General features: G+C 40.0%; 18 protein-coding genes. 6 read left to right on the top strand and 12 right to left on the bottom strand.

From position 1 onward, the window contains the following. Window positions 1-35: 35 nt before the first annotated feature. The 5 genes from hcp to norR form a co-directional block, all read right to left on the bottom strand. On the bottom strand, window positions 36-1,706 hold the full coding sequence (gene hcp / locus ACN0T8_RS13430; RefSeq protein WP_417881134.1) for a hydroxylamine reductase: 1,671 nt from the start codon (window positions 1,704-1,706) through the stop codon (window positions 36-38). Window positions 1,707-1,973: 267 nt separating this feature from the next. After that, window positions 1,974-2,882 carry a protein translocase subunit SecF gene (gene secF, locus ACN0T8_RS13425; protein ID WP_417881133.1) on the bottom strand — a complete coding sequence of 303 codons (909 nt, stop codon included), beginning with the start codon at window positions 2,880-2,882 and terminating at the stop codon, window positions 1,974-1,976. A gap of 2 nt (window positions 2,883-2,884) precedes the next feature. After that, window positions 2,885-4,753 (bottom strand): protein translocase subunit SecD, encoded by a 1,869-nt coding sequence (gene secD / locus ACN0T8_RS13420; RefSeq protein WP_417881132.1) that lies wholly within the window; start codon window positions 4,751-4,753, stop codon window positions 2,885-2,887. Between the two features lie 226 nt (window positions 4,754-4,979). Beyond that, window positions 4,980-5,480, bottom strand: a complete 501-nt coding sequence (locus ACN0T8_RS13415) for a hypothetical protein (protein WP_417881131.1) — start codon at window positions 5,478-5,480, stop codon at window positions 4,980-4,982. A gap of 161 nt (window positions 5,481-5,641) precedes the next feature. Beyond that, window positions 5,642-7,180 carry a nitric oxide reductase transcriptional regulator NorR gene (gene norR, locus ACN0T8_RS13410; RefSeq protein WP_417881130.1) on the bottom strand — a complete coding sequence of 513 codons (1,539 nt, stop codon included), beginning with the start codon at window positions 7,178-7,180 and terminating at the stop codon, window positions 5,642-5,644. Between the two features lie 189 nt (window positions 7,181-7,369). Between norR and ACN0T8_RS13405 the strand changes: the two genes are divergently transcribed. Next, window positions 7,370-8,587, top strand: coding sequence for an NnrS family protein (locus ACN0T8_RS13405; RefSeq protein WP_417881129.1), 1,218 nt, complete (start codon window positions 7,370-7,372; stop codon window positions 8,585-8,587). 285 nt (window positions 8,588-8,872) lie between these two features. Here ACN0T8_RS13405 and ACN0T8_RS13400 read toward each other — a convergent pair whose 3' ends face one another. Together ACN0T8_RS13400 and helD are read right to left on the bottom strand one after the other, a co-directional pair. Then, the gene (locus ACN0T8_RS13400; RefSeq protein WP_069494605.1) at window positions 8,873-9,322 is read right to left on the bottom strand and encodes a GyrI-like domain-containing protein; all 450 of its coding nucleotides are present in this window, start codon (window positions 9,320-9,322) and stop codon (window positions 8,873-8,875) included. Between the two features lie 966 nt (window positions 9,323-10,288). Continuing rightward, the gene (gene helD, locus ACN0T8_RS13395) at window positions 10,289-12,439 is read right to left on the bottom strand and encodes a DNA helicase IV (RefSeq protein ID WP_417881128.1); all 2,151 of its coding nucleotides are present in this window, start codon (window positions 12,437-12,439) and stop codon (window positions 10,289-10,291) included. A 308-nt stretch (window positions 12,440-12,747) separates the two neighbouring features. Here helD and yccS point away from each other — a divergent pair, with 308 nt between their 5' ends. The 3 genes from yccS (at window position 12,748) to ACN0T8_RS13380 (ending at window position 17,292) form a co-directional block, all read left to right on the top strand. Continuing rightward, window positions 12,748-14,958, top strand: a complete 2,211-nt coding sequence (gene yccS / locus ACN0T8_RS13390) for a YccS family putative transporter (RefSeq protein WP_417881127.1) — start codon at window positions 12,748-12,750, stop codon at window positions 14,956-14,958. 522 nt (window positions 14,959-15,480) lie between these two features. Continuing rightward, window positions 15,481-15,870, top strand: coding sequence for a GreA/GreB family elongation factor (locus ACN0T8_RS13385; protein ID WP_417881126.1), 390 nt, complete (start codon window positions 15,481-15,483; stop codon window positions 15,868-15,870). A 555-nt stretch (window positions 15,871-16,425) separates the two neighbouring features. Further along, window positions 16,426-17,292: a DMT family transporter gene (locus ACN0T8_RS13380; RefSeq protein WP_417881125.1), complete on the top strand. Its 867-nt coding sequence runs from the start codon at window positions 16,426-16,428 to the stop codon at window positions 17,290-17,292. Between the two features lie 194 nt (window positions 17,293-17,486). Here the strand turns inward: ACN0T8_RS13380 and ACN0T8_RS13375 are convergent, their stop codons facing one another. Together ACN0T8_RS13375 and pxpB are read right to left on the bottom strand one after the other, a co-directional pair. Continuing rightward, window positions 17,487-18,458: a biotin-dependent carboxyltransferase family protein gene (locus ACN0T8_RS13375; RefSeq protein WP_417881124.1), complete on the bottom strand. Its 972-nt coding sequence runs from the start codon at window positions 18,456-18,458 to the stop codon at window positions 17,487-17,489. After that, complete coding sequence (gene pxpB / locus ACN0T8_RS13370; RefSeq protein WP_417881123.1) at window positions 18,455-19,207, bottom strand: 5-oxoprolinase subunit PxpB; 753 nt, start codon at window positions 19,205-19,207, stop codon at window positions 18,455-18,457. The genes ACN0T8_RS13375 and pxpB overlap by 4 nt, the downstream gene beginning before the upstream one ends. A gap of 109 nt (window positions 19,208-19,316) precedes the next feature. On the opposite strand from pxpB, the gene ACN0T8_RS13365 reads away from it, so the two are divergent. After that, the gene (locus tag ACN0T8_RS13365; RefSeq protein ID WP_417881122.1) at window positions 19,317-19,979 is read left to right on the top strand and encodes a DsbA family oxidoreductase; all 663 of its coding nucleotides are present in this window, start codon (window positions 19,317-19,319) and stop codon (window positions 19,977-19,979) included. A 194-nt stretch (window positions 19,980-20,173) separates the two neighbouring features. Here the strand turns inward: ACN0T8_RS13365 and ACN0T8_RS13360 are convergent, their stop codons facing one another. From ACN0T8_RS13360 to ACN0T8_RS13350, 3 genes are all read right to left on the bottom strand, one after another. Beyond that, window positions 20,174-21,631 (bottom strand): coniferyl aldehyde dehydrogenase, encoded by a 1,458-nt coding sequence (locus ACN0T8_RS13360; protein ID WP_417881121.1) that lies wholly within the window; start codon window positions 21,629-21,631, stop codon window positions 20,174-20,176. A 110-nt stretch (window positions 21,632-21,741) separates the two neighbouring features. Further along, window positions 21,742-22,143 carry an ATP-binding protein gene (locus ACN0T8_RS13355; RefSeq protein ID WP_417881120.1) on the bottom strand — a complete coding sequence of 134 codons (402 nt, stop codon included), beginning with the start codon at window positions 22,141-22,143 and terminating at the stop codon, window positions 21,742-21,744. A 4-nt stretch (window positions 22,144-22,147) separates the two neighbouring features. Continuing rightward, window positions 22,148-22,357, bottom strand: a complete 210-nt coding sequence (locus ACN0T8_RS13350; RefSeq protein ID WP_417881119.1) for a maltose acetyltransferase domain-containing protein — start codon at window positions 22,355-22,357, stop codon at window positions 22,148-22,150. 175 nt (window positions 22,358-22,532) lie between these two features. Here ACN0T8_RS13350 and ACN0T8_RS13345 point away from each other — a divergent pair, with 175 nt between their 5' ends. After that, window positions 22,533-23,390, top strand: coding sequence for an NAD-dependent epimerase/dehydratase family protein (locus ACN0T8_RS13345; protein WP_417881118.1), 858 nt, complete (start codon window positions 22,533-22,535; stop codon window positions 23,388-23,390). Window positions 23,391-23,441: the final 51 nt, after the last annotated feature.

Below are 23,441 nucleotides of genomic sequence, written 5' to 3'. Positions count from 1 at the left end.
CCCGAAATGACGTCGATTACATAACGCTAAAACAATTAAGCGACTTTCTCGCCCAAGATTGTTTGCATATCCGCTTCAACCGTTGAGATCCCGCGTAGATCAAACTTCTCTTGCATCACTGCCATTAGGTTATCCGTTAAGAATGCAGGTTTAGTTGGACCGGTGTAGATACCTTTAATGCCTAACGCAAGAAGCGTTAGTAGAACCACAATCGCTTTTTGCTCGAACCAAGATAGAACTAAAGTCAGTGGAAGATCATTTACGCCACAATCAAACTCTTTCGCCAATGCCAGTGCTAGTTGGATTGCTGAGTATGAATCATTACATTGACCCACATCCAATAGACGAGGAATACCGTTGATCTCACCGTGCTGTTCTTTATTGAAACGGAACTTACCACAAGCTAGCGTTAGAATTAGGCTGTCATCTGGTGTTTGTTTCGTGAACTCGTTGAAGTAGTTACGCTCGACTTTGTCACCATCACAACCACCTACTAAGAAGAAATGGCTGATGTTGCCTTGCTTCACTTGATCGATAACCGCAGGAGCGGCTTCCATCAATGCATTGCGACCAAAACCAACCGTGATCATCTGTTCGATTTCATCGTGCTTGAAGCCTTCTTGCGCTAATGCACAATCAATCACTTCAGAGAAATCATCACCTACAATGTGAGTCACGTTTGGCCAGCCTACGATACTACGTGTAAAGATACGGTCGTTGTATTGGCCTACTTCTGGGTTTAATAGACAGTTTGACGTCATTACGATTGCGCCTGGGAAGTTAGCAAATTCTTTTTGCTGGTTCTGCCAAGCACTGCCGTAGTTACCCACTAGGTGAGGATATTTGTTTAATTCAGGGTAACCGTGAGCTGGCAACATTTCACCGTTAGTGTAAACGTTAATGCCTTTGCCTTCGGTTTGTTGCAGGATTTTTTCAAGATCATGTAAGTCATGACCAGACACTAGGATACATTTACCTTTTACTGGCTTAACATTCACTTGAGTAGGCGTTGGGTGACCAAATGTTTCTGTTTCACCACGATCTAGAATTTCCATGATTTTGTAATTCATCAAACCAATTTGCATTGAACAATCTAGCAACGCTTGAAGATCTTGAGGCTCAGAACCTAACCAAGACATAATTTGGTGATATTCAGCAAAAATCGCTTCATCCGTTTGACCAAGTACACGCGCATGCTCCATATAAGCTGCTGCACCTTTTAGGCCATATAGAGATAATAAACGTAATCCCATCACGTCTGGATCAACCGTTTCATGGCCGCGATTTACTGCAGCAAGAGGTGCGTATTTTAATAACTCTTCACGCTCAGTTGGTAATGCAAATTGAGCCGCTGGCGTTAACTCAGGTAGTGTTTCATTGGCTAAAGTGGCCGCCGCACGTACTTTTTCTTCTAAACGGAGTTTGTATGCATAAGCTTGATTAGAGAACTCAACGATACGATCCGCATCGAAGTTCACGTTAGTTAAGGTAGAGAAGAAAGCTTGAGGCGCCCACTCATCGACTTCTGTATCCACAATATTAAACTTGCGACCAAGATCTGCCCAGAAAGACACCCCCTGCAATACATAAACTAAAATATCTTGTAGGTCAGATACTTCGCTGGTTTTACCACACATCCCTTGAGTGTAAGAACAGCCATCGCCAACTGGTGTACGGATCGTTTGCTCACATTGAATACAAAACATAATTTAAAGCTCCAGTAATGATTAACATCATCGCCCCTATCATTTGGGGCTAATAATAAATTCATTCCTGTATTGCACTTTGCGTGCCAACATTTAAACCATTGATATAAAAGGATTTAACAAGCCATTAACCAACATTAAAGTTGTAATAATTACAACCTGACGATGTAATTTTAACATCATAACGCAACCAAAGAACATAAGAACCAAACAAGCCCTCTTACTGCACTTTAAATTAACAAGCAGTAAAAGAGCTATTGTTGATATTTATGGCGTGTCAGATAACGTAACCACTTGATAATGCTCGGCCTTTAATCCTAACATCTCAGGTAAAGAAGTTCCGACTGAAATAGATGACCAAGTTCCAGTCATAATGCCGATAAACATGGCGATGGAAAAACCTTCTAATGGTGCACCACCAAGTAACCATAAGGCTGAAACGGTTAATAGTGTCGTACCAGAGGTGATCATGGTGCGATTAAACGTCGCTGCTATAGCTTGGTTATTAATATCCGAAGTAGCGACTTTCGGTTTGATTCGCAGTAATTCACGAATACGGTCGGCAATGATGATGGAATCATTTAACGAATAACCTAAGATCGCCAAAATAGCCGCTAACACAGTTAAGTTAAATTCCATCTGGCTTAATGCAAAGAACCCCAACACAAAAATCACATCATGCAGTAACGCCACCAGCGAACCTAACGCTAAACGCCATTCAAATCGTATGCTTAAATACACCATGATACACAGTAGACAAACAAGCAAAGCCAAACCACCTTGCTCTGCCAGCTCTTGACCAACTTGAGGACCAACAATGCTGGTATTCAACACTTTGGTCTCTGCGTGCAAAGGCGCGAGTAATGTTTCAATTGATGCCGCAGCCTGCTGAGTGCTCTCAGGGATACTGTAGCGAATAATCCAACGCCCTTGCCCTTCACCAGAAACCACGCTGACTTTTTGACCTAATCCTGCTTCTAATAAGGGGCTCAATTCACTACTAGTAATTTGTGGATTTAATTGGACTTCACTTACTATGCCACCGGTAAAATCCAATCCCCAATTAAAGCCTTTTGTTGTAATGAAAAACAACGCAACACACATTAATAAAATAGAAATTACACTGGTGCCATAACGCCATTTATTGGCATTTTTCATATTGATTAATTTACTCATGATTAAATACTCACATTACGGCGGGTATCTTTACCCCAAAACCAATTGATCATTGCGCGAGAAGCAAAAATACCAGTAAACATGCTGGTCAGTAGCCCAAGCCCTAGCGTTAAAGCAAAACCTTGTATTGGTCCATTACCAATGCAATACAACACGATAGCGGTAATCATTGTGGTAAAATTCGCATCGAAAATTGTACTGGTTGCGCTACTAAACCCATCATTTATCGACTTAGCTAAACTATTGCCATCTTTTAATTTGTCACGGATCCGCTCAAAAATAAGAACGTTGGTATCTACCGCCATACCGACAGTGAGTACTAAACCTGCAATACCGGGTAAGGTTAATACCGCACCAGGAATCAAAGCTAACAAACCAAATAACATCACCATATTGGCTAATAATGCGACGTTCGCGATCCAACCTAATCGACGGTACCAAACCGCCATAAACAGCAATGTCATACCTAAACCTAATGCTAAGGCAGAAAAACCATTGGTAATATTTTCAGCCCCAAGTGTTGGTCCAATCGTGCGCTCTTCTACTATGGTCACTGGCGCCGTTAATGAACCCGCTCGGAGCAGTAACGCTAAACTTTGAGCATCTTGCATTGACCCCGCCCCTGTAATTCGGAACTTAGAGCCAAGTGCAGATTGAATGGTCGCTATACTAATGATTTTATTGGTTTGTACGACTTCTCCCTTTTCGTTACGCGAATATTCACTATATGCTGTTGCCATTGGCTTACCAATGTGACGACCTGAAAAATCTGCCATCATTTTTCCGCCTTGACTATCCAAGCTAATATTCACTTCTGGCATCCCCATTTCGCCAAAATTAGCCCGTGCATCAACAATATGATCCCCAGTTAATACAGGTGATGATTTAACACGAACCAATTGACCATTTTGATCTGGTAAGACTTTTCCGCCTTCAGATGGAGAATTCAATACTTCATAAAATGCCAAGCTTGCCGTTGCACCAATGACATTTTTGGCCTGAGCTGGATCTTGCACACCGGGTAGCTCAATACGAATACGTTGATCCCCTTGCCTTTGTACTGACGCTTCTGTAATGCCTAGTTCTTCAATTCGGCTACGCATAATCTGCAAGTTTTGCTGAACCGTTAGATTACGTAACGCGACACTTTCGGTTTCCAAGCGAGTTAAAATAAGGCGATTATCTTTATTGATAACTTTCCAATTCGGATATTGCCCATGAATAAAATCACGTAGCTGTGATATTTGTTTTGCATTAGCAAGTACAACGGTCAATCCATTTTGTGAAATATCACTGAATTTTGCTCGACGTAATTGGTTATCCATCAAGAAGTGGTTGATCCCTTGTTGCATTTCATCGATTTGATTTTGGTAGACTGAATTCATATCCACATCGAGCAGAAATTGCACCCCACCACGCAGATCTAATCCTAATGAAATCGGTTTAAAACCCAGGCTGGTTAACCATTGAGGTGCATTCGCCACTGAAGCTAACGCAACTTGAATGTCCTTGTCTTTTCCTTGTTGATTTACCATTTCGAGCAATATTTTTTTAGCTTGTGCCATTTGTTCTGAATCCGACAATATGACCCAAGTCGTCGTTTTATCTTGCTTGATCTCTTTTAATTCAATCCCTTGATTAGTAAGAACTTTCTGTAGTGTTAATGGTTCAAGTAAAGCCTTATTTATCTGATTAGCTTTATTTACTAAGTCACTGCCTTGATTAATTTGCAACGCAGGTGACTCACCAAACCAAGAAGGCAAAGCGCTTAATAGCATGATAGAAATAGTGACAACCAACACCGTATATTGCCAATAAGAGTATTGGTTTAAGGTACGGCGAGTAGAAGCGCGAGATTTATGTACATTCATTTTATTTACCTAAATAGATCATCAACACTCAATTTTAGACATCGCGAGTTAATGACGTAGCGGCTAGTTTTCCTCCTTCCGAGCCATATAAAGACTCAAAATAATGGAATAAAACCGTCGCAAAGTAGCCGAAAAATAAAGCAATTATGGAACCAATATCCACGAAAAATAGCTAAATAATAACGACCATAATTCAAGCTAAGGATGAAAAATCACTCAAAGCTGGTTAGGAAAATAAATGGGCGTATTGCTGAGGTATATACTGTAGGTTGCTGTCTTTCCAAGCAGAAAGGCGCAATGAGTGGGAGTTCATGTGCATCATCCACTGATGCTGAGGTGTAAAGCGTTCGACATAATGTCGAGCACTTGAAGTAAATGATACTTCTGAAAATTCAAAGACTTTCACATAATCAGGTGCCAGTTCATCGCTGTTAAAATTGCCATGAGCAAATCTAAGAGAGAAGCCATTAACATAAATTGACTGGTTTAAATCACTCGAAGAGGTGAGGTCGAGAAAATGGGACGTCGTAACGCTAGGTTCATTATGTGAATTCGACATAGGAAAAAATTTAACATTGCGTGTCGAAGATTCACCTTGATCCAAAGAAATAGAGGCAAAAGAGTTAGATTCAAAAAAACTAGAATCTGTCGATAAATCAACCAATTGTAAGCTAGATGCGTGCTCAGCTTTAGTGGTAGTAATACCAACCAAGCTAATGCTACTCATAAACAAGCACAGTATCAGAAATCGAATAACGCTCACATTTAGCTCTTCAGAAGTTAATTTTTCAACAGAATGGGGCTTCATAGATAAAATATCAATAGTTATATCGTTTTTTGACGACTTTTTTTTGTATTAATAATTTGTCTCCTTCTTCCATTTCGCGCCTATAGCCCTAATTTTTTACCTAGTTTATACAAGTTCCCTCTGTCAACTTGTAGAAACTGCGCCGCTTGTGCCCATACGCCATCATTTTTCTTCAAAGCATGTTCAATCAATTGCTTTTGATAGGTTTCTACCGCTTGTCTTAAGGCAATGGGCTCATTAGGCATCACCAAACTAGATTGTGAGGCATTTTGGCGTTTAGGAATATCGACAAATTCACTCGTAAAGTGTTGTGGTTTAATCAATTCCACCTGATCTTGAACCGCATGGAGACCTGCGCGCATCAAGGAATGTTCAAGCTCACGAACATTACCTAGCCATGGTTGTTTCTCCAATAACTTTAAGGCTCGAGGGTGAAGGTGCAGTGTTTTAATTTGGAATTGAGTACGAATTCGATCGAGAATATGTCCAACTAGAACCGCAATATCTCCTTCTCTTTCACGTAGTGGCGGTATATGAATTGGAAAGACATTTAAGCGATGAAAAAGATCGGAACGGAATCGCTGTTCTTCTACTTCTTTATGAAGATCTCGGTTGGTGGCAGTAATGATTCGAACATCTATAAAGCTGTTGTGATCAGCTCCGACTCGTTGTACTTCTCCTTGTTGAATCACGCGTAATAACTTGGCTTGTAATAAAATTGGCAACTCACCAATTTCATCTAAAAAGATAGTACCACCATCAGCCAATTCAAATTTACCTGGGCGGTTTGAATTTGCACCAGTAAACGCACCTTTTACGTGACCAAATAACTCACTTTCAGCAATCGATTCTGGTAACGCCGCACAGTTCACATACACCATTGGTTTATCACTACGACTACTTTGTGCGTGAACCTCATGGGCCACCAGCTCTTTACCCGTACCGGTTTCACCGCTAATCAACACGGCGTAATTCGATTGTGCGACCATCTTAATGTTATTTCGTAGCTGGACAATTTGTGGGCTCACACCTACCAGTTTGCCACCTTTATCACGCGCCTCATCGATAAGTAGCTGATTGATTGAGCGTTGTTGATGATTAGCTTTTTCAAGCGCATCGAATAAACTGATATTACGAACAATACCGGCCGCAAGAGCTGCAAACGTAGCAATGGTTTCATCGGTCACTTTTTTGAATGCATCTGAGGCTAAGGCATCAATCGTCAATACTCCCACCAAAACATCCTCGACATACAAACTGCACCCCATGCAAGAATGCACATCAATACTCCCTTCATCGTCTTCGCTAAGCAGTCCATCAAAAGGATCCGGTAAGGTTGAGTTTTCAGGAAATCGAACCGGTAGTCGACTTTGCATGATCATCTCAAGTCTTGGATTCTCATGAGGTGAAAATTTTCGTCCCAATACTTCCATCGATAAACCATTAATCGCAACTGGCACTAAATTTTGCTCATCATCTAAAATAAATAAAGCACTCGCATCACATGGCAACACTTGCTGTAATGCATCAAGTAATTTTTGATAATGCTGATAAGTCGGCTGGTGAGCATTAAGGTTAACAGCAATATTGAGTAAAACTTGTTCGATTGATTGGGACATGTTAAATCTCTTAACAAATATATCATTGAGTATTATTTTCTCACTATACTAGTGATGTAAAATTAACAACACAAGATCTTAGTGTAATTTCATATAATTTAGTAAAATCAACAAATTAAAAAGTGGCACGGAAAGTGCTTAATTATTACTAACCAATTACCATAAGCACTTTATACGAGATCACTATTGATGATAAATATCACCGACAAAAGTAAAGAAGAAAAAATCCTACCCATTTTACGTTTAGGGTTTAGACCGTTCTTTTTATTCGGAAGTTTATACGCTGCCATTGCTATCGCGATCTGGGTCTACGCATTCCAACATGGTCAACCAAATGCCTTGCAAGTTCCGGCCTTATGGTGGCATGTACATGAAATGATATTTGGCTTTGCCATGGCAATCGTAGCGGGTTTCTTATTAACCGCAGTACAAAACTGGACAGGGGTTAACGGCACCAAAGATAAGCGTCTCGGTTTTGTGTTCTTACTGTGGCTATTGCCTAGGCTACTATTTTGGGCTCCGGTTCCGTTATGGCTAACCTCTTCAATTGAAGGGTTGTTTTTAGCGGTAGTCGCCTATGAAATATCGATTCGAGTGATCAAAGGAAAAGGCTATCGCAACCTGATATTTCTCGCCTTCTTTGTATTAGCGATTGTGGCAAACTTTGCCAGCTACGCCACCCTTCCTTTTACAGATCAGCAAGGCATGCCACCCTTTCCAAGTATTGCGGTTTGGCAAGCAATGATCTGGTGGTTCGTTTTGCTGATTTCGATTATGGGCGGACGCGTGATCCCATTCTTTACCGCACGTAAAATGCAGTTTGAAAAGCCACCCGCGTTAATCTGGTTAGATGCACTGGCGAACACACCTTTAGTGATGCTGTTTATCCTCAGTTTTTTCCCAATTACCTTTAACCAAGTTGGCCCTTATTTAATGGTCTTCGCCGCGGTTTTCCAAGCAATTCGTTTCCTACGTTGGAAACCTTGGACGACTTATAAAGAGCCTCTGGTTTGGTCGCTGCACGCTTCGTATGCTTGTATTCCAGTCGGATTACTTTTTAAAGCATTGGCCTTATTTAACCTACTACCGAACGGACAATTTTTTGCTCACAACATGATCCATGTATTTGCCATTGGTGCGATTGGTGGAGTCATTCTAGCAATGATCGCCCGAGTGACGATGGGCCATACCGGACGTGCAATTTATGAAGGCCCAAGCATGTGGCATGCATTCTTAGCGGTTGTCGTGGCAGCGGTTATTCGTGGTTTTGGGGTAGCGATTTGGCCTGAGCATTTGTTTACCTTTGTGAATATTTCCGCCGTGCTGTGGATCTACGCTTTTGCTCTTTTTGTGTTTAAATTTGGCAAAATGCTCCTCACGCCAAGAGCTGATGGACACCCTGGTTAATCTGGATCTCTATCTAGATCCCCATCTAAGTTTCAATGTCTAAATCAAGCGCCAGAGCAATTCTGACGCTATTTTGCCAACTGGAGTAACCACACCGACTTCATTGATGGCGACCAACGTATTGAGTTTAACTACCAGATCTAAACAACGCTGAGGTCGGAGAGGAATCAAGTTTGATAATGAGCTTGATTTGGTTTTGGGAAAGGGAACGATTTAGTGAATAACATTAAATCGTTCGTATTAGATTGGAAAAAGTATTTTGAAGCCATAGCCTCTTGTATGTAACTATCTAACAGCAATAAAGATCTCGACTTCATGAGCACTTTTATAGTATTCAAAGTCTGTTGTGTATGCACGTTTGTAAAGGCAGTTTTCAGAGCTAAAGTAACTCCAGACTTTACCCCAAAGATCTATAACTGCTTGTGGCATTTCACCGCTTGCAGCAAAAGTTACGTATTTGCCAGAAGTAACGTTCACTTTTACTGAGTCTGATAATATTTCTGGTGACAAAGTATCCGAACAAGCGATAACGTCAAAAGCCCCCGTGAAATCAGACTCATAATTTGTGTAAATGCCAAAAACTTTTGATTTTTCATTCAATTTTGGAGCAGCATTTGAGTAAAACTTTGCCCAAAGCTCTCCAATTTTTGCAGTCGATGGATTTACTTCACCCGCATTAGTTGTGCGAATGACGAAACCCGTAGCCTCAAAGCCGTTTATTTCACTGATCTTCATTTTTCCTCCTGGTTACATAACAATTTAATAGACGGAAAAAATCCGTATAGTCTTTCCGTCTATTTTCTCAGTCACTTTTTTAAACAGCAATCTAAAAACTAAATTTATTCATAAAGTATGAGTTCACCTCATATTTACGCAGCATAAAATCCGGAGCTATATCTTTAATTCATACATACCTAGCTTTTCTAACTAAAAAGCCAAATGTTCTAATTCCAAACCATGCATAAATAAGTCACTCACATCAACCCTCCCTCACTTGGCTGTATATCTTGCTGCCAAGTATTTTTCATTGGTAAAGGGAAGGAGTTATTTGTGAACGCTTGTTGTTTAGTGGTATTTGCGTAAAGAAAAAACATTCCAATATTGAGAGCATGATTAGTAGATTCCTGCTCTCGCTTAGGCTCGGCTGGAATGACGGTTTCAAAAACACTCACCGCGGGCTGATTTATTGAGATAAAGAAAGTAGCGGCGACAAAGAACAGCTCTTCCCCTTGGTAGATGAAGCCGATTGGAAGCAGAAGTTGATATAAGGGGAAGCGGGGATGGGGTTGATTGCGTCAAACTCCTTTGAGGCAATAAACATTTTAAAAAAGACAGCAGACCAAACAAAGAAAGCCGATAAACTAACATTTATCGGCTTTCTTTCTATTCGACTTAACGGTGTGCTTTATCGCTTGATTCCTGCTCGCGCTTAGGCTCGGCTGGAATGACGGTTTCAAAAACACTCACCGCGGGCTGATTTATTGAGATAAAAATGAAAGTAGCGGCGACAAAGAACAGCTCTTTCCCTTGATAGATGAAGCTACTTGGCAGCGGTAGTTGATATAAGGGGAAGCCGGGATGGGGTTGATTACGCAGAAGTACTTTAAGGCATAAACATTTAAGAAAAGACAGCTGACCAAACAAAAAAGCCGATAAACTGACATTTATCGGCTTTCTTTCTATTCGACTTAACGGTGTGCTTTATCGCTTTTTCACCACCACCGGATAACGGTTTGCTCTTAACTCTTTGATGAAGGTTGATGGGTTCGCATTGTGTAAGATCCATACCTTTTCTTTGGCTCGGGTCATTGCCACATAGAACAAGCGACGTTCTTCTGCATTCGGGAACACATCACCGGTAGATAACAGCGCATCATGCAAATGCTGCTGACGTTCAACCGCTGGGAACTGCCCTTCATCGACCGAAACAATCACCACATAATCGGCTTCTTGCCCTTTACTGGCGTGACAGGTTTTAAATTCAATATCTAAATGTAGGTTGAGTTTTTGTAGTGTCTTTAAATCGCTCGGCTCATGGTAATGATTACGACCTAGTACCAACACTTTCTTGCGAGATTTCACTTGGTTATTTAAGTCACTTAAAATTGCTTCCAGCGTATGCATTGGCGCAATCGTCACTGCTTTTTGTTTTTGCTGCTTGTGACTATTCAAGGTCTTTTCTAATTGATAAGGGTTGGCTTGAATAAAGCGATTCGCCACTTCACCAATTTGGTTATTAAAGCGATAAGTCGTATCTAGATAATGGATCTGCGCATTAGGGAAACGCTTCTTAAAGCCAGTGGTTAAGTTGACATCCGCCCCTGCGAAACGATAAATCGCCTGCCAATCATCACCGACTGCAAACAATGAACACGGTTGCTGAATCGTGATTTTCCCTAGTTGGGTTTTATGAACACTACCATGGCAAATATTAGTTAATAAATCTAAACGACTCGGTGAGATATCTTGGTATTCATCGACCATCATAAAGCGCCATTGCGATTTAAATTTACCATTGCGCGCATATTGAGTGGCTTTAGAAATCATGCTGTTGAAGTCGATTTGATTCTCTTCTTTCAGCATTTTTTGCCACGCTTGATAACACGGCCAAGCCAGCATTAATTCGCTGTTTAGCTGAGGGTAATTCTCTAACTCAATTAAACGCTCTTGCAACTGTTTTTTCGGTAATTGCAGCATGGAAAGTTGATCGACTTGCTGCTCTAACCACGCCAATAATTTGGGGTTTTCAACATGCGAGCCGAGTTCTACATCCCCTTTCAAAAAGGCAATCGGCCATTCGGCTAAGTGCTTCTGCCAACGCTTAAAGTTGGTTTCCGTCATCCAATGTGTTTTTAACCACTGAGAGAACCAAGCGGTCTTTTGGGCTGGCGTAGTGGCAAGCGGTGAGATTTCAACCTGATTACCTTCAACCGATTTAATAATATCTAAACCTAATTGATGGAAGGTTTGGACTTTGATCTGAGCGCCTTGTTCGGCAAACTTTTCTTTAATACGCTGTTGCATTTCTTTGGCCGCATCTCGACCAAATGCCACCAATAACATTTCTTCTGGTTTTGCCTGGCCACTTTGTAATAAGTAGCCGACTTTCGCCATTAAAACACTGGTTTTTCCTGAGCCTGCGCCGGCTAAAATCAGAGTATGATCATCATTTAATAATACTGCGCGTTGCTGAGAAGGATTAAGTGGTGAACGTTCACATTCTTGGAAGTAAGGTTTCCATTCGATTTCTTGATTAGCCAGCCAGGTTTGATTGCGCTGTTCTAATGAGGCTTTCGGGTGAGTCAGCCAACGTTTCAAACCGCTCATTAAAGAGGGAGTGTGGTGCTGGAATTGATCGTCACCTTCCCATTCATTATGACTTGGGAAAATATGAATCACTTCAGGCAAAGATAATTCTTTTTTCGCCAGATCATCAGAAATGCCTTTCATCCAGAACTCAAGCGATGAGTGGGTTAAATATCCCGGTTGATTGACCAATTCTTTTAACTGCTCTAGCCAGTTTGGTAATAACTCGGCTAATGATTCACTTTGGTTCAACTGCCAACGACGATATTCCCCTATTACTAATTGAGCAAATTGCTGGCAATCCAGCCAAGGTAGCCCCTGAGCGAGCCATTGAACCTGTTCACCTTCCTCTTCTTCATGGGCATGAAAATATAAATTGCCCCAGATTAAGCCTCGCTCTACTGTCACTTCACCATTCCACGCTGCAAATGGGATTTGCAACTCATCAGTTGGCGAAGATAAGGTAATACACTGATCTTTCACTTCAACTTGTTGGTATTCATCTTGAATAAAAAATTGAGCAAAACGGCTAGCGCTTAATTGCATGAACTGTCCTTATGCGATCAGTAAAGTTTTGAATAAGAATATATACCCAAGTCAATTCTGCACCTTGAAGTTATTTGGATATAACCCAATATTCTAACGGGTTTTAGTGTGAAAGGAAGAGGGCTTGAGTCATCACTTTTTTAAACTTATTCTAAAACGGATAAAAATCAGGCAGACTGGCGCAAAACTTGCTTACAATCAAACAGAACAAATTTTTTTGCTGTTATTACAACAGAATATAGTTTGCACAACGAAAGGCCTCTATACTCAAGTTACTTGTAACATCACCTAGGACAATATCGCGCTTTATGACAAATTCGATGCCACAACTTCGACATTATTGGTCGGATAAAATCGTTAACTACTGCATTCGAATCCTTATCTCACTTTTAGGTGTCGTACTGCCTTGTTGGTATTACGACTACTCTACTGAAATTACGCCCCTGATATTAGGTATTATCGCCGCTGCACTAGCCGAAACCGATGATAACTTCATGGGACGAATTCGGGCGCTAATCTTAACTTTCATCTGCTTTGCGATTGCTTCATTTTCAATAGAAATTCTGTTTCCTTATCCGCCATTATTCGCCATTGGTCTATTCACCAGTACCTTTGGCTTTATTATGCTCGGTGCGATTGGCCCACGTTATGCCAGCATTGCCTTTGGTTCATTGCTGATCGCGATCTACACCATGCTGGGTTATCACTTATACGACAATATCACCTATCAACCTGTTCTCTTGTTAATTGGAGCCGCTTGGTATTACCTACTTTCCATGTTGTGGCAAATATTCTGGCCAATGCAGCCAGTACAACAAGGCTTAGCCAATGTATTTGAAGAACTGGCCAACTACCTTGAAACGAAAAGCTCGTTATTTCACCCTGTATCTGGTTTAACTCCGCAGCCTTACCGTATCTTAGAAAGTAAACTTAATTCCGCAACGGTTAATGCCTTAAACCAAGCTAAAAGCACCCTACTCACTCGCTCTAAACGTGGACATGTTGATGGCCCAAGTGACCGTTATTTACAACTGTACTTTTTAGCGCAAGATATTCACGAACGAATCAGTTCTACCCATTACCGTTATCAAGATTTAGCCGAGCATTTCTCACGTAGTGATGTGTTGTTTCGCTTCAAACACTTAATGCAAACTCAAGCGAAAGCCTGTCGTGAGATCTCTGAAGCATTGGAAGCAGGAAAAGCTTATAAATATGATGGCGATTCAATTTGGGCACTGGATGAATTGCAGTTATCAATGCAGTACCTAAAAGCTCAAAACCGACCTGAGTGGAAATATCCATTAAGCCAACTGTTCTACCTATTTAATAATATGGTGACTGTAGAAAAGCAGCTATCAAACGTCAGCAACCCTGATGCATCTAAGTTCACGCCAGAAAATACCAGCGATGAAGCCAACGACTATTCATTGCACGATACAACCGCTCATACGCCAAAAGTCATGTGGCAACGTATTCGCAACAACTTAAATAAAGACTCAATGTTATTCCGCCATGCTTTACGTATGTCGATTGTACTCACCGTAGGTTACGGGGTAATTCAAGGATTAGGACTAGAACGAGGCTACTGGATTATGCTAACCAGCCTGTTTGTATGCCAACCTAACTTTAGCGCTACCAGACAAAAGCTCACAGCTCGAGTGATTGGCACCATTGTGGGCCTACTCGTTGGTATACCACTATTAACCTTATTCCCTTCACAAGGGAGTCAGTTAGTCTTTTTAGTGTTATCCGGCACCTTATTCTTCGCTTTTAGAATGAATAACTATGGTTCAGCAACGGCTTTCATTACCTTATTGGTAGTATTTTGTTTTAACCAATTAGGTGAAGGTTATGCAGTGATCTTGCCTCGCCTTGCGGACACGTTAATTGGCTGTGGTTTAGCGGTGTTTGCGGTACGCTATATTCTGCCTGATTGGGAAGCTAAGAAATTGCATAGAGTAATGTCGGAAGCAATACAATCCAATAAAGATTATCTTGGACAGATTATTGCTCAATATCGAATTGGTAAACGCGATGACGTCAACTATCGCCTTGCTCGACGTAATGCTCACACCATGGACTCCTCTCTTAGCACAACCATCAGTAACATGTTGGCAGAGCCAGATAAGTACAAAAAATCCATTGATGAGAGTTTCCGTTTCTTAACTCTTAATCACGCGATGCTAAGTTATATTTCAGCACTCGGTGCACATCGTAAACGCATCGACAATCCAGAAACCCACCTTCTCATTTTAGAGGCTCACAAAGGGATACACGAAAGCCTAGAACAACTGGAACAGCAGCTTTACTACCACAATGGCGAAATTACTTTAGATTCATTTAATAGCGAATTAGATAAGAAATTAAGTGAATGGCGGGAAGGCGATGAAGAAACTATACGTTTGATCTTACAACAGCTGCATTTAATCTACCGAATGCTGCCAGAAATGTACTCGTTGGCGAATAAGTTTTCAGTAAGATTGCCGATTGCAACGGTTAATAGTGATTCAAAAATATGAGCACATAACGCCTCACTACGCATTCAAAACGCATTCAAAACGCATTCAAAACGCATTCAAAACGCATTCAAAACGCAATGCTTAAAGATCAACATCTTGAAGTATATTAAATCCAAGTGGTTTTTTATCCTGTATTTCATGGTTTTTTGGATAAAAGATTCTTAAAAAAAACAAGCTTACTCTTTTATATCAAAAAAATGGTTTTTTTATTATTTCCATCCAATAATTGATTTATTTTAATTTTTTCGATTTGAAGCTTTTTTTTATCTTGATATAATCATTTCAAATTAGTTACTAACCTATTATTTAAATAAAATTAAAACTAACCATTTGCTTTATTGTAAATAACTTAAAATGTAACTTATTGATATAAAAGTAAAACGAAAACAATCTTACCAACATAATATACTGTTAGTTTTCTTGCGTATTTAAATTAGTTAAGAAATTTTATATGGCGTTTTAACCAAGTGAAATTTAAACAAAATGCAATTTAAAACTAATCTCTTTTTCAGTTGGGAGGAAATGAAAATTTTTAATAATTTATCTTATTACCTTGAATACAAATTACTTACTAGTGTTTTTTTTAGCATTCAATCCCCTGCTACTTTACTTAAAATTTTAGATAAGCTTGAGTTATTATCGAAAGGAGGTTTTTTAAAAAATAAAATAAAAATTGGTGATCGCGTTTATTTATTCGATGTAAGCCGAAATAGAAAATTTCACATGATACTAGTATGTAATAAAAGGAACAACCCTAATGATGGATTGATTTCCATCTATTCCCCACTTGGTTCGTCTATATTAGGATTAGAGGTTAATGATACTTTTAATTTGTATATATTAGGAAAAACAAGAAGATATGAGATAATTTGTGTAAAACCTGAAAAGTCTATAAGTAGTATCGTTTCTTAACAAGTATCGTTATTGTTAACTTTTTATGGAGGTAATTTTCTATTGAAGCTTAAATTTAATCTTGAATGTTAATTTTTATTTAATCAATAGGTGATGTCATGTCTAGAAATGAAAAGAAAAAACCAACGTTAACTTTAAAAGAGAAAAGAAGACAAAAAAGAGAGTCAGAATTAGAAGGGCTCATAAAAAAAAGAAAGAGATAATCATATAGAATTTATATACATTATTATGCTGCGTTATTAAACGCAGCTTTTTGTGTGTACTCACCAGTACGGATTTGGCAGAGTTGTTTGATCCTCAAAAAAAACATAACCAATTGAATCTATAGTACATCTAAATGTTTATCGATCTTTTATGACGAGGTATAACTGTTTATGATAAAGACCTATAAAATCAATAAATGCTTGAGCACTTACGCTTATCTCATACTTATTAAAGATAGAAGTAAGCAATCGATGCCCTTAGCGTAAGGTAATGATTTTTAGAACAAAAACCCAATTACACTGACAAATATATCACCATGACGTCCAACCAAACTTTTAAAGAGAATCAATTATGTGGATAGTTTATGCCTTACTCGCCGCCACTTTTTTTGGAGCTAGAGGTATCATGTACCAATGGACATCACGCCAAAATTTGCATCGTGATTTGATGCTGTTTGGAGTATTTTTTGTCGGATTTATCATTAGTGGCATCGCCATGTATATGCTCGAAGAACAATGGCAATCATGGGCAGAGGTTGGTGTTGGTTTAGCCCTTGGTTTTGGGTCTTTTATGGCAAACGCGGCTCTGCATAAAGGGTTTTCGGTGGGGAAAGCTTCATTGATCAGCGTACTTTCTGGGCTCCCACCTTTATTTGTCGTCCTATTTGCTTTCTTATTGTGGAACGAAACCTTAACCACTGTACAAATGATAGGTTTTGCAGTGATATTTTCTGGACTTTATATTATCCGGTATTCGAATGATATTTCCTTATCTAACTTACAAGGAGCGCAATGGGGGCTACTTGCTGCCTTATGCTTTTCATTTAATGACATGTTAGGAAAACAATCGACTCGATTAGATGCTGACATATTTGCTACGCTAACCTTAATGTTTGGTTTCGGTAGCCTGCTATTTGCTATGAGTTGGCTTAAAAGTCGATCGATTTTTAGAACGAACAACAAAGAAAGCTCTTGGTCAGAACTTAAAACATTTGGGTGTGGTATGGCAGTCGGCCTAACCAATATGGCCGGGATGGTCGCGATATTAAGTGCTTTCTCTTTGGGCACAACGGGTTTGGTATCGGCAATTTCAGCAATGAATATTTTAATTATTTTGCTATACACTCGCTTAATATTGAAAGAGCCTTTCACCCGTCAAGAAGTTATCGGTATCACAGCGGCCGTTGTCGGTATTCTCATCTTACGATTAAGCCAGTAACAAACTTATTCTAGGATTAAGTGTGAGCTTTTTTAATACCAATCTCATTAAAGAGAGGAAATGATTTGTCATCACTTTATGTTTAGTTGTACACGAATAAAAAATAATTCCAATATTCTCAACATGATAAGTAGATGACTGTTCTCGCTTAGGCTTGTTAGAAATGGCATTGATTACACCAAACTGCTTTGAAGCTAAAGATGAGTCAATGATGAAGTTTTTACCTCCCCCCTGAGAAAAAATCTCAACATTTCTCGATATTGCTGTTCTGCTTGCTCTCGTCCAACTAACTGAAACTGAACCTTTGTACCCGGTGAGCATTGGGCAAGTTTACTGATGCTTATTCTTGTTAGGCAGCCGATTTTAGGATAACCGCCTATAGTTTGGTGATCGGCCATTAACACGATTGGTTGACCGTCGCTCGGAATTTGGATCGCACCAAATGTAATACCTTCGGAAATTAAATTTTCACCGCAATATTCAACACTATCACCGGATAATCGATATCCCATACGATCACTGTTAGGGCTGACAGTATAAGTGCTATTAAAAAACTGCTGTCGCGCGGCTTTAGAAAACTGTTCATATTGATAAGTGGCAATCATATCTAGTATGCAAGGGGTCGTTGTCGCAGTTAATTCTGGATACTGCGGAATAAACTCTGTTGGAACTTGACGCAATAGATCATGCTCAGCCGCACGATAAGAAACTTCATCACCTTTAGTTAACGGCTCGCCTCTGCCATGTAAACCACCAATTTCATCACGCATTACAGTAGAACAACTGTTTAATACTTGATTGACTTCAAAACCATGTTGAATGGCTAAATACGCGCGCATGCCTTGTCGGACCGTTTTACATTTCAAAATAGAGCCTGTTTTTACGTGGTAACTGGCCCAAGGTTGAATTTGCTCGCCATCTAGCTCAGCAAACATATTCGCACCAGTCAGCGCTATTTGTGTCGGCTGACTAAACTCACATTGAAACAGACCTAACGTAATTTCAATTTGTACGGCATTCACATCATTACCAAGCAGGTGATTTGCCCAATGAAAAGCATGTTCATCCATCGGCCCACCAACTGCCACGCCTATTCCTTGAAACCCCATTCGTCCAGTATCTTGCAGCAAACTTAATGGGCCAGCATTGAGTACTTTTAATGTCATGATTTCATTCTCTTATCGTTATCAGACAATCGACTTGAATCAAGCTGCCCAGCTAGACCCAGATCTTCATCAAGATCTCCGCCCATATCGAGAAACTTCTGACGTGAAATAGCTTTAAAGCGAATCTGCGCACCAATATAAAACAGCGACAAATTATCTCGCTCAAAATCCACCAGCGAGATTGGCGTACGGCCAATAATGTGCCAACCACCAGGTGAAACTTTAGGATAGACGGCAGTTTGCTGTTCAGCTATCGCGACACTACCTTTGGGTACTTTGGCCCGTGGCGTGCTTTTTCTCGGTATTTGCAAGCGACTATCTAAATTGCCTAAATAAGCGAAGCCTGGTGCAAATCCAATCGCATAAACGCGGTAGTTTGTCTGACTATGTACTTCGATTACTTCTGTCCATGACAAACCGCTATGTTTACAAATTTCAGTCGCATCTAACGCTACTTCTTCCCCATAATAAACGGGTAATTCGATCTCTAAATGCTGTAACGATCTAGAAGTGAAAAGGGGCTGATTAAGTAACGCTTCAACTTGCTGCTGAAAATCACTCATATTCGTTTGCAGAATATCGATGGTAATAAGAATCGAATGGTAAGAAGAAATTGCATCAAGAATAAAATCGCCCAGAGAGCCTTGTAAAGTATAGAGGGCTTGAGTCACTTTCTCTGAGGTTTCAACATCTATGGTGCTAGTAAAATAGACCATGATAGTATTTTCGCTGATTATTTGTGTTTTCATGCGATTCCTTGCATTTTACTTGCCACCTTATCCGCTCACTTACAACTTGACTGTAGCATTGGATCTTTCATAATGAATCGAATTTTAAAATTTCCGACAAGGTAGTGGTATGTCTAATTCAAAACTCAAAATAGATATTATTTCCGACGTAGTTTGCCCATGGTGCGTCATTGGGGTTAAACACCTTAAAGATGCCGTAGTTAAAAACAACTGGCAAGATCGTATCGATATTGAATGGTATCCGTTTGAGTTAAATCCAGATATGCCGCCAGAAGGCGAAAATTTACGTGAACACATTGCGAGAAAATATGGCGCTTCAGCCGAAGAAAGTGAACAAAACCGACAACGTTTAATCGAGTTTGGACAATCTGTCGGCTTCGAGTTTAACTTTACCGACGAAACCCGAATCTACAATACTCGCAAGTGTCATATTCTATTAGACTACGCCCATTCCGTAGGATTACAAACTCAGCTTAAAATCGCCCTTTTCACCGCTTACTTTACTGATGGAAAAAACATTTCTGATACTGACATATTATTGAGTATCGGTGAAAAAGTGGGCTTAGAAGTCAATGAAATGATCGCCTACCTACATGATAATGCTGAACACGATAAGCTAGATGTAATTGAAGACCAATGGCGTGAAATGGATATTTCTGGTGTGCCAACGATTGTGTTTAACAATCAAAAAGGCTTAACTGGTGCGCAAAGCGTCGAAAGCTATGAAGAAATATTGAAGCATTATCTTGATGAAGGTTCTTCTGAAAAATAACCTCTCCAGACAATAGCTACGATTCAACTGAATATTAATAGACCAATTGCACTCATTATCTGATCATTCTTGCTTGCTAAAACTCCGATAACTTCGTTATAAATTTTGATTGTAGAGTGCTTATTGAATATTTATACCTTGTTCTCAAAGCTTTTTTTACGCAATTGCTGGCTCGCTGATTAATTTGATTGGTATTACTTTCTTTTGACGATAAAATCCATCACGCGAGTGGCAAACTTCCCGTAAGGCGGCGCCATCAACTTCATAAAAGAGAAATTGGCTTGATAGAACACTGGACGCATTTTGGAAAAAGTTAAAAAACCTTCGTAACCGTGATAATGCCCCATCCCGCTGCCACCAATACCACCAAACGGTAAATTATGCTGAGCAACATGGAACAGCGCATCATTCACACTCACCCCTCCAGACAACACCGATTTTATATAACGATCCACCAGCACCTTATCATTACTAAATGGATAGAAAGCTAACGGGCGATCACGTTGAACAATGTAATCAATTACATCTTCCGGTTGCTGGTAAGTTTTCACCATCAAGATGGGACCAAAAGTTTCTCTTTGTGCAATGCTTGTATCATCACAGGCATCTAAGATAAGCATCAAAGGAAATTTACGAGTCGTGGCATCCGCATCCTGTTCGCTTAAGTTGATGACGATTGATCCTTTGGCTTTAGCCTCTTCCACCGTATCAACTAAACGTTGGAAAGCAGTATCATCAATGATTGATGTGAAGTCTTTATGCTGAATATCTGGGCAATGTTTCTTCACCCATTTTTGTGCCGTCTTGATAAAGTCTTCGCGTTGGCTTTGATGCACAAAAACATAGTCAACATTGGTACAGATTTGTCCGGCATTGAATTGTTTAACGAACATAATGCGTTCTACGGCTTTTTTCATCGAATAATTAGGATCGATAACCGCTGGTGATTTTCCGCCTAATTCAAGCGTGACTGGGGTAAGATTTTCAGCACAGGCGGCCATCACTTTACGCCCTGTTGCACCTGATCCCGTAAACATCAAATGATCAAAAGGAAGTTTCGAAAACTCAATCCCGACTACACCCGTTTCAGTGAAGAACTGGAGTTTTTCTGGTTTAAAGTATTTTGGCGTTAACTCTTTCAATAGCTCAGTTAAATGCATCGAGTTTTCCGACATTTTAACCATGGCACGGTTGCCCGCAGCAAAAGCAGCAGATAAGCCAGCAAAGCTTAAATTAATCGGAAAGTTCCAAGGCACGATAAAACCCACGACCCCAACAGCTTGTGGAATCACTCTATTTTTCGCTCCAAAATATACCGTATGATCCACTTTACGCTTTTGAACCTTCATCCATTTTTTAAGATGTTGAATGGTCGATGAAATATCATCAGCAACCGTGATCACTTCAGCAAATAAGGTTTCATGGTGAGATCGATTGCCATAGTCTTTATTAATCGCATCAGAAATGGCCTGACGATTTTCCATTAATAGACGTTTTAAGTTTTCTAAATAGGCTTTACGCTCTTCGTAACTTTCTTGCCCATGCTGATTAAAAGCTTGTTTCTGATCATGCAGCACTTGTTGTAACATGGTTCGAACAACTTGATGACTGTCATTGGAAAATCCTTCAATTTGCTTAATGGTTGGATGCATTCTTTATCTGCTCCTTGACTGAATTCTTATATTCTGCGTACTTGAAACTACAGCTTTGTTGACAGCCTTCACTCGTCTCAATTACTTTGGATATACACTAATAACTATTACTACGGCTGCCACTTAGCTTTCATTTTGGCGATGGTAGTCATCTCTATATCATGAATACTGCCATAGTTTTCTTTGCATACATGGATCACTAGTTCAACCTGACAATGCTTAGCAATCTCTTTATAGGCTTTCATTTCCCAGTGACGAACAAAGGTATTCGACACAATCACTGATTGTCCTTGTTTTAAATAGTGTGCGGTTTGTTGCTGACACCATTGATGCGCTTGTTCGAGCTTTAACGGGTTAAAACGATATTCGCCATCCGCCTCAACAAAGTACATATCTGTTTCTAAATGCACAGAGCCTTGCTCTTGAGATAATTGCTTCGCTAATGTGGACTTCCCCGAACCCGGCAAACCTCGAATAAGCATTAATGTTTGAGCGTTCTTTGATTCTGACAACAGATTAATCCCAACCTTCAAGTTGATACTTTTCGATTAAAGCATCAATATCTTCTTGAGTCGGCATTTTGCCCAGCAATTCTTTTCTTAGATCCTGCTCTCTTGGGCGTGAATGGTTAAAATCGTAAAGCCATTCTTTGCATTGCATTTGCTGCTCGATCAATTCACTATCAATCAAAGTTTTTACGGTAAAATCATTAATGGTTTGAGACATAGTGACCTACTAATATAGGGTCTATACCCAAAGTAATTGAAGTTGCAGTGAGGCGACAAGTGAATGAGGCCCTATGAGCATAGCTCGTCTATGTGATTAGGGCGAATGAACGCCGTTAACAAAGCTGCAGCTTCGAGTACGAAGGGTATAAACTTCAATTTGGATGAAAAACGACATGGATAAACAACAAATCACCATCTGTGGCTGCGGCTGGCTTGGACTCGCACTGGCAAAATCTCTGGTCCAGCAAGGTTATAATGTCTATGGCACCAAGCAATCTCATATCGACGCTCAAGCATTAGCAACCTTTGGCATTCAAGGTTTGCCTTTGGTTTTACCTGTGGATGAAAACCAGCTAGACAATCAACAGCAAACGGCTCTGCAGCAGACTTTTGCCTCAGATCTACTGGTGATCAATATACCACCAGGTCGCAACCTTAATAGTGCCGAAGATTTCAAACTAAAAATACAGAGCTTATCGCATATTGCCAAACAAGCTGGTGCTAAAAAGGTATTGTTTATCAGTACCACAAGCGTTTATGCCGATTGCCAAGGCGAGATCACCGAAGACACACCAACCGCACCGAATACGAAATCTGGTCATGCTCATGTGTGGTTGGAAAATTGGTTAAGGGAAGAGTGGCAAGATAACTTAGTCGTGCTGCGTTTATCCGGTTTAATTGGGTCAGATCGTCATCCAACCAAGCATATTGTCAAACGCTATGAATCCACAGGTCAACCTTTAGAAGGTGGATTAACGCCCGTAAATTTGATCCATCAAGAAGATGTAATCACCGCAATTCATTCGATCATAAATCACTGGCCATCTCAAAAAATACTTCACTTAGCAGCTTATTCGCACCCTAGCCGTGAAGAATATTATCAAGCCATGGCGAAACAACTTGGTTTACCGGCTCCGCTGTTTGTCAAAAATGGCGAAGACAATAAAATAATCAATGCACAACAAAGCATTGAATGTCTTGATATTGTATTAAAATATTCAGACTTACTAGCATTGAACCCTTACCAGTAATCTAGGTAACCTAAATAGCCAAGGCTGAAATAAAGTCATAAAAGAGCGGCT

The sequence above is a fragment of the Vibrio sp. genome (assembly GCF_048266485.1).
Classification (GTDB): domain Bacteria; phylum Pseudomonadota; class Gammaproteobacteria; order Enterobacterales; family Vibrionaceae; genus Vibrio.
Note: the sequence above shows the minus strand (reverse complement) of the source record. Positions and strands in the feature narration are given on the sequence as shown.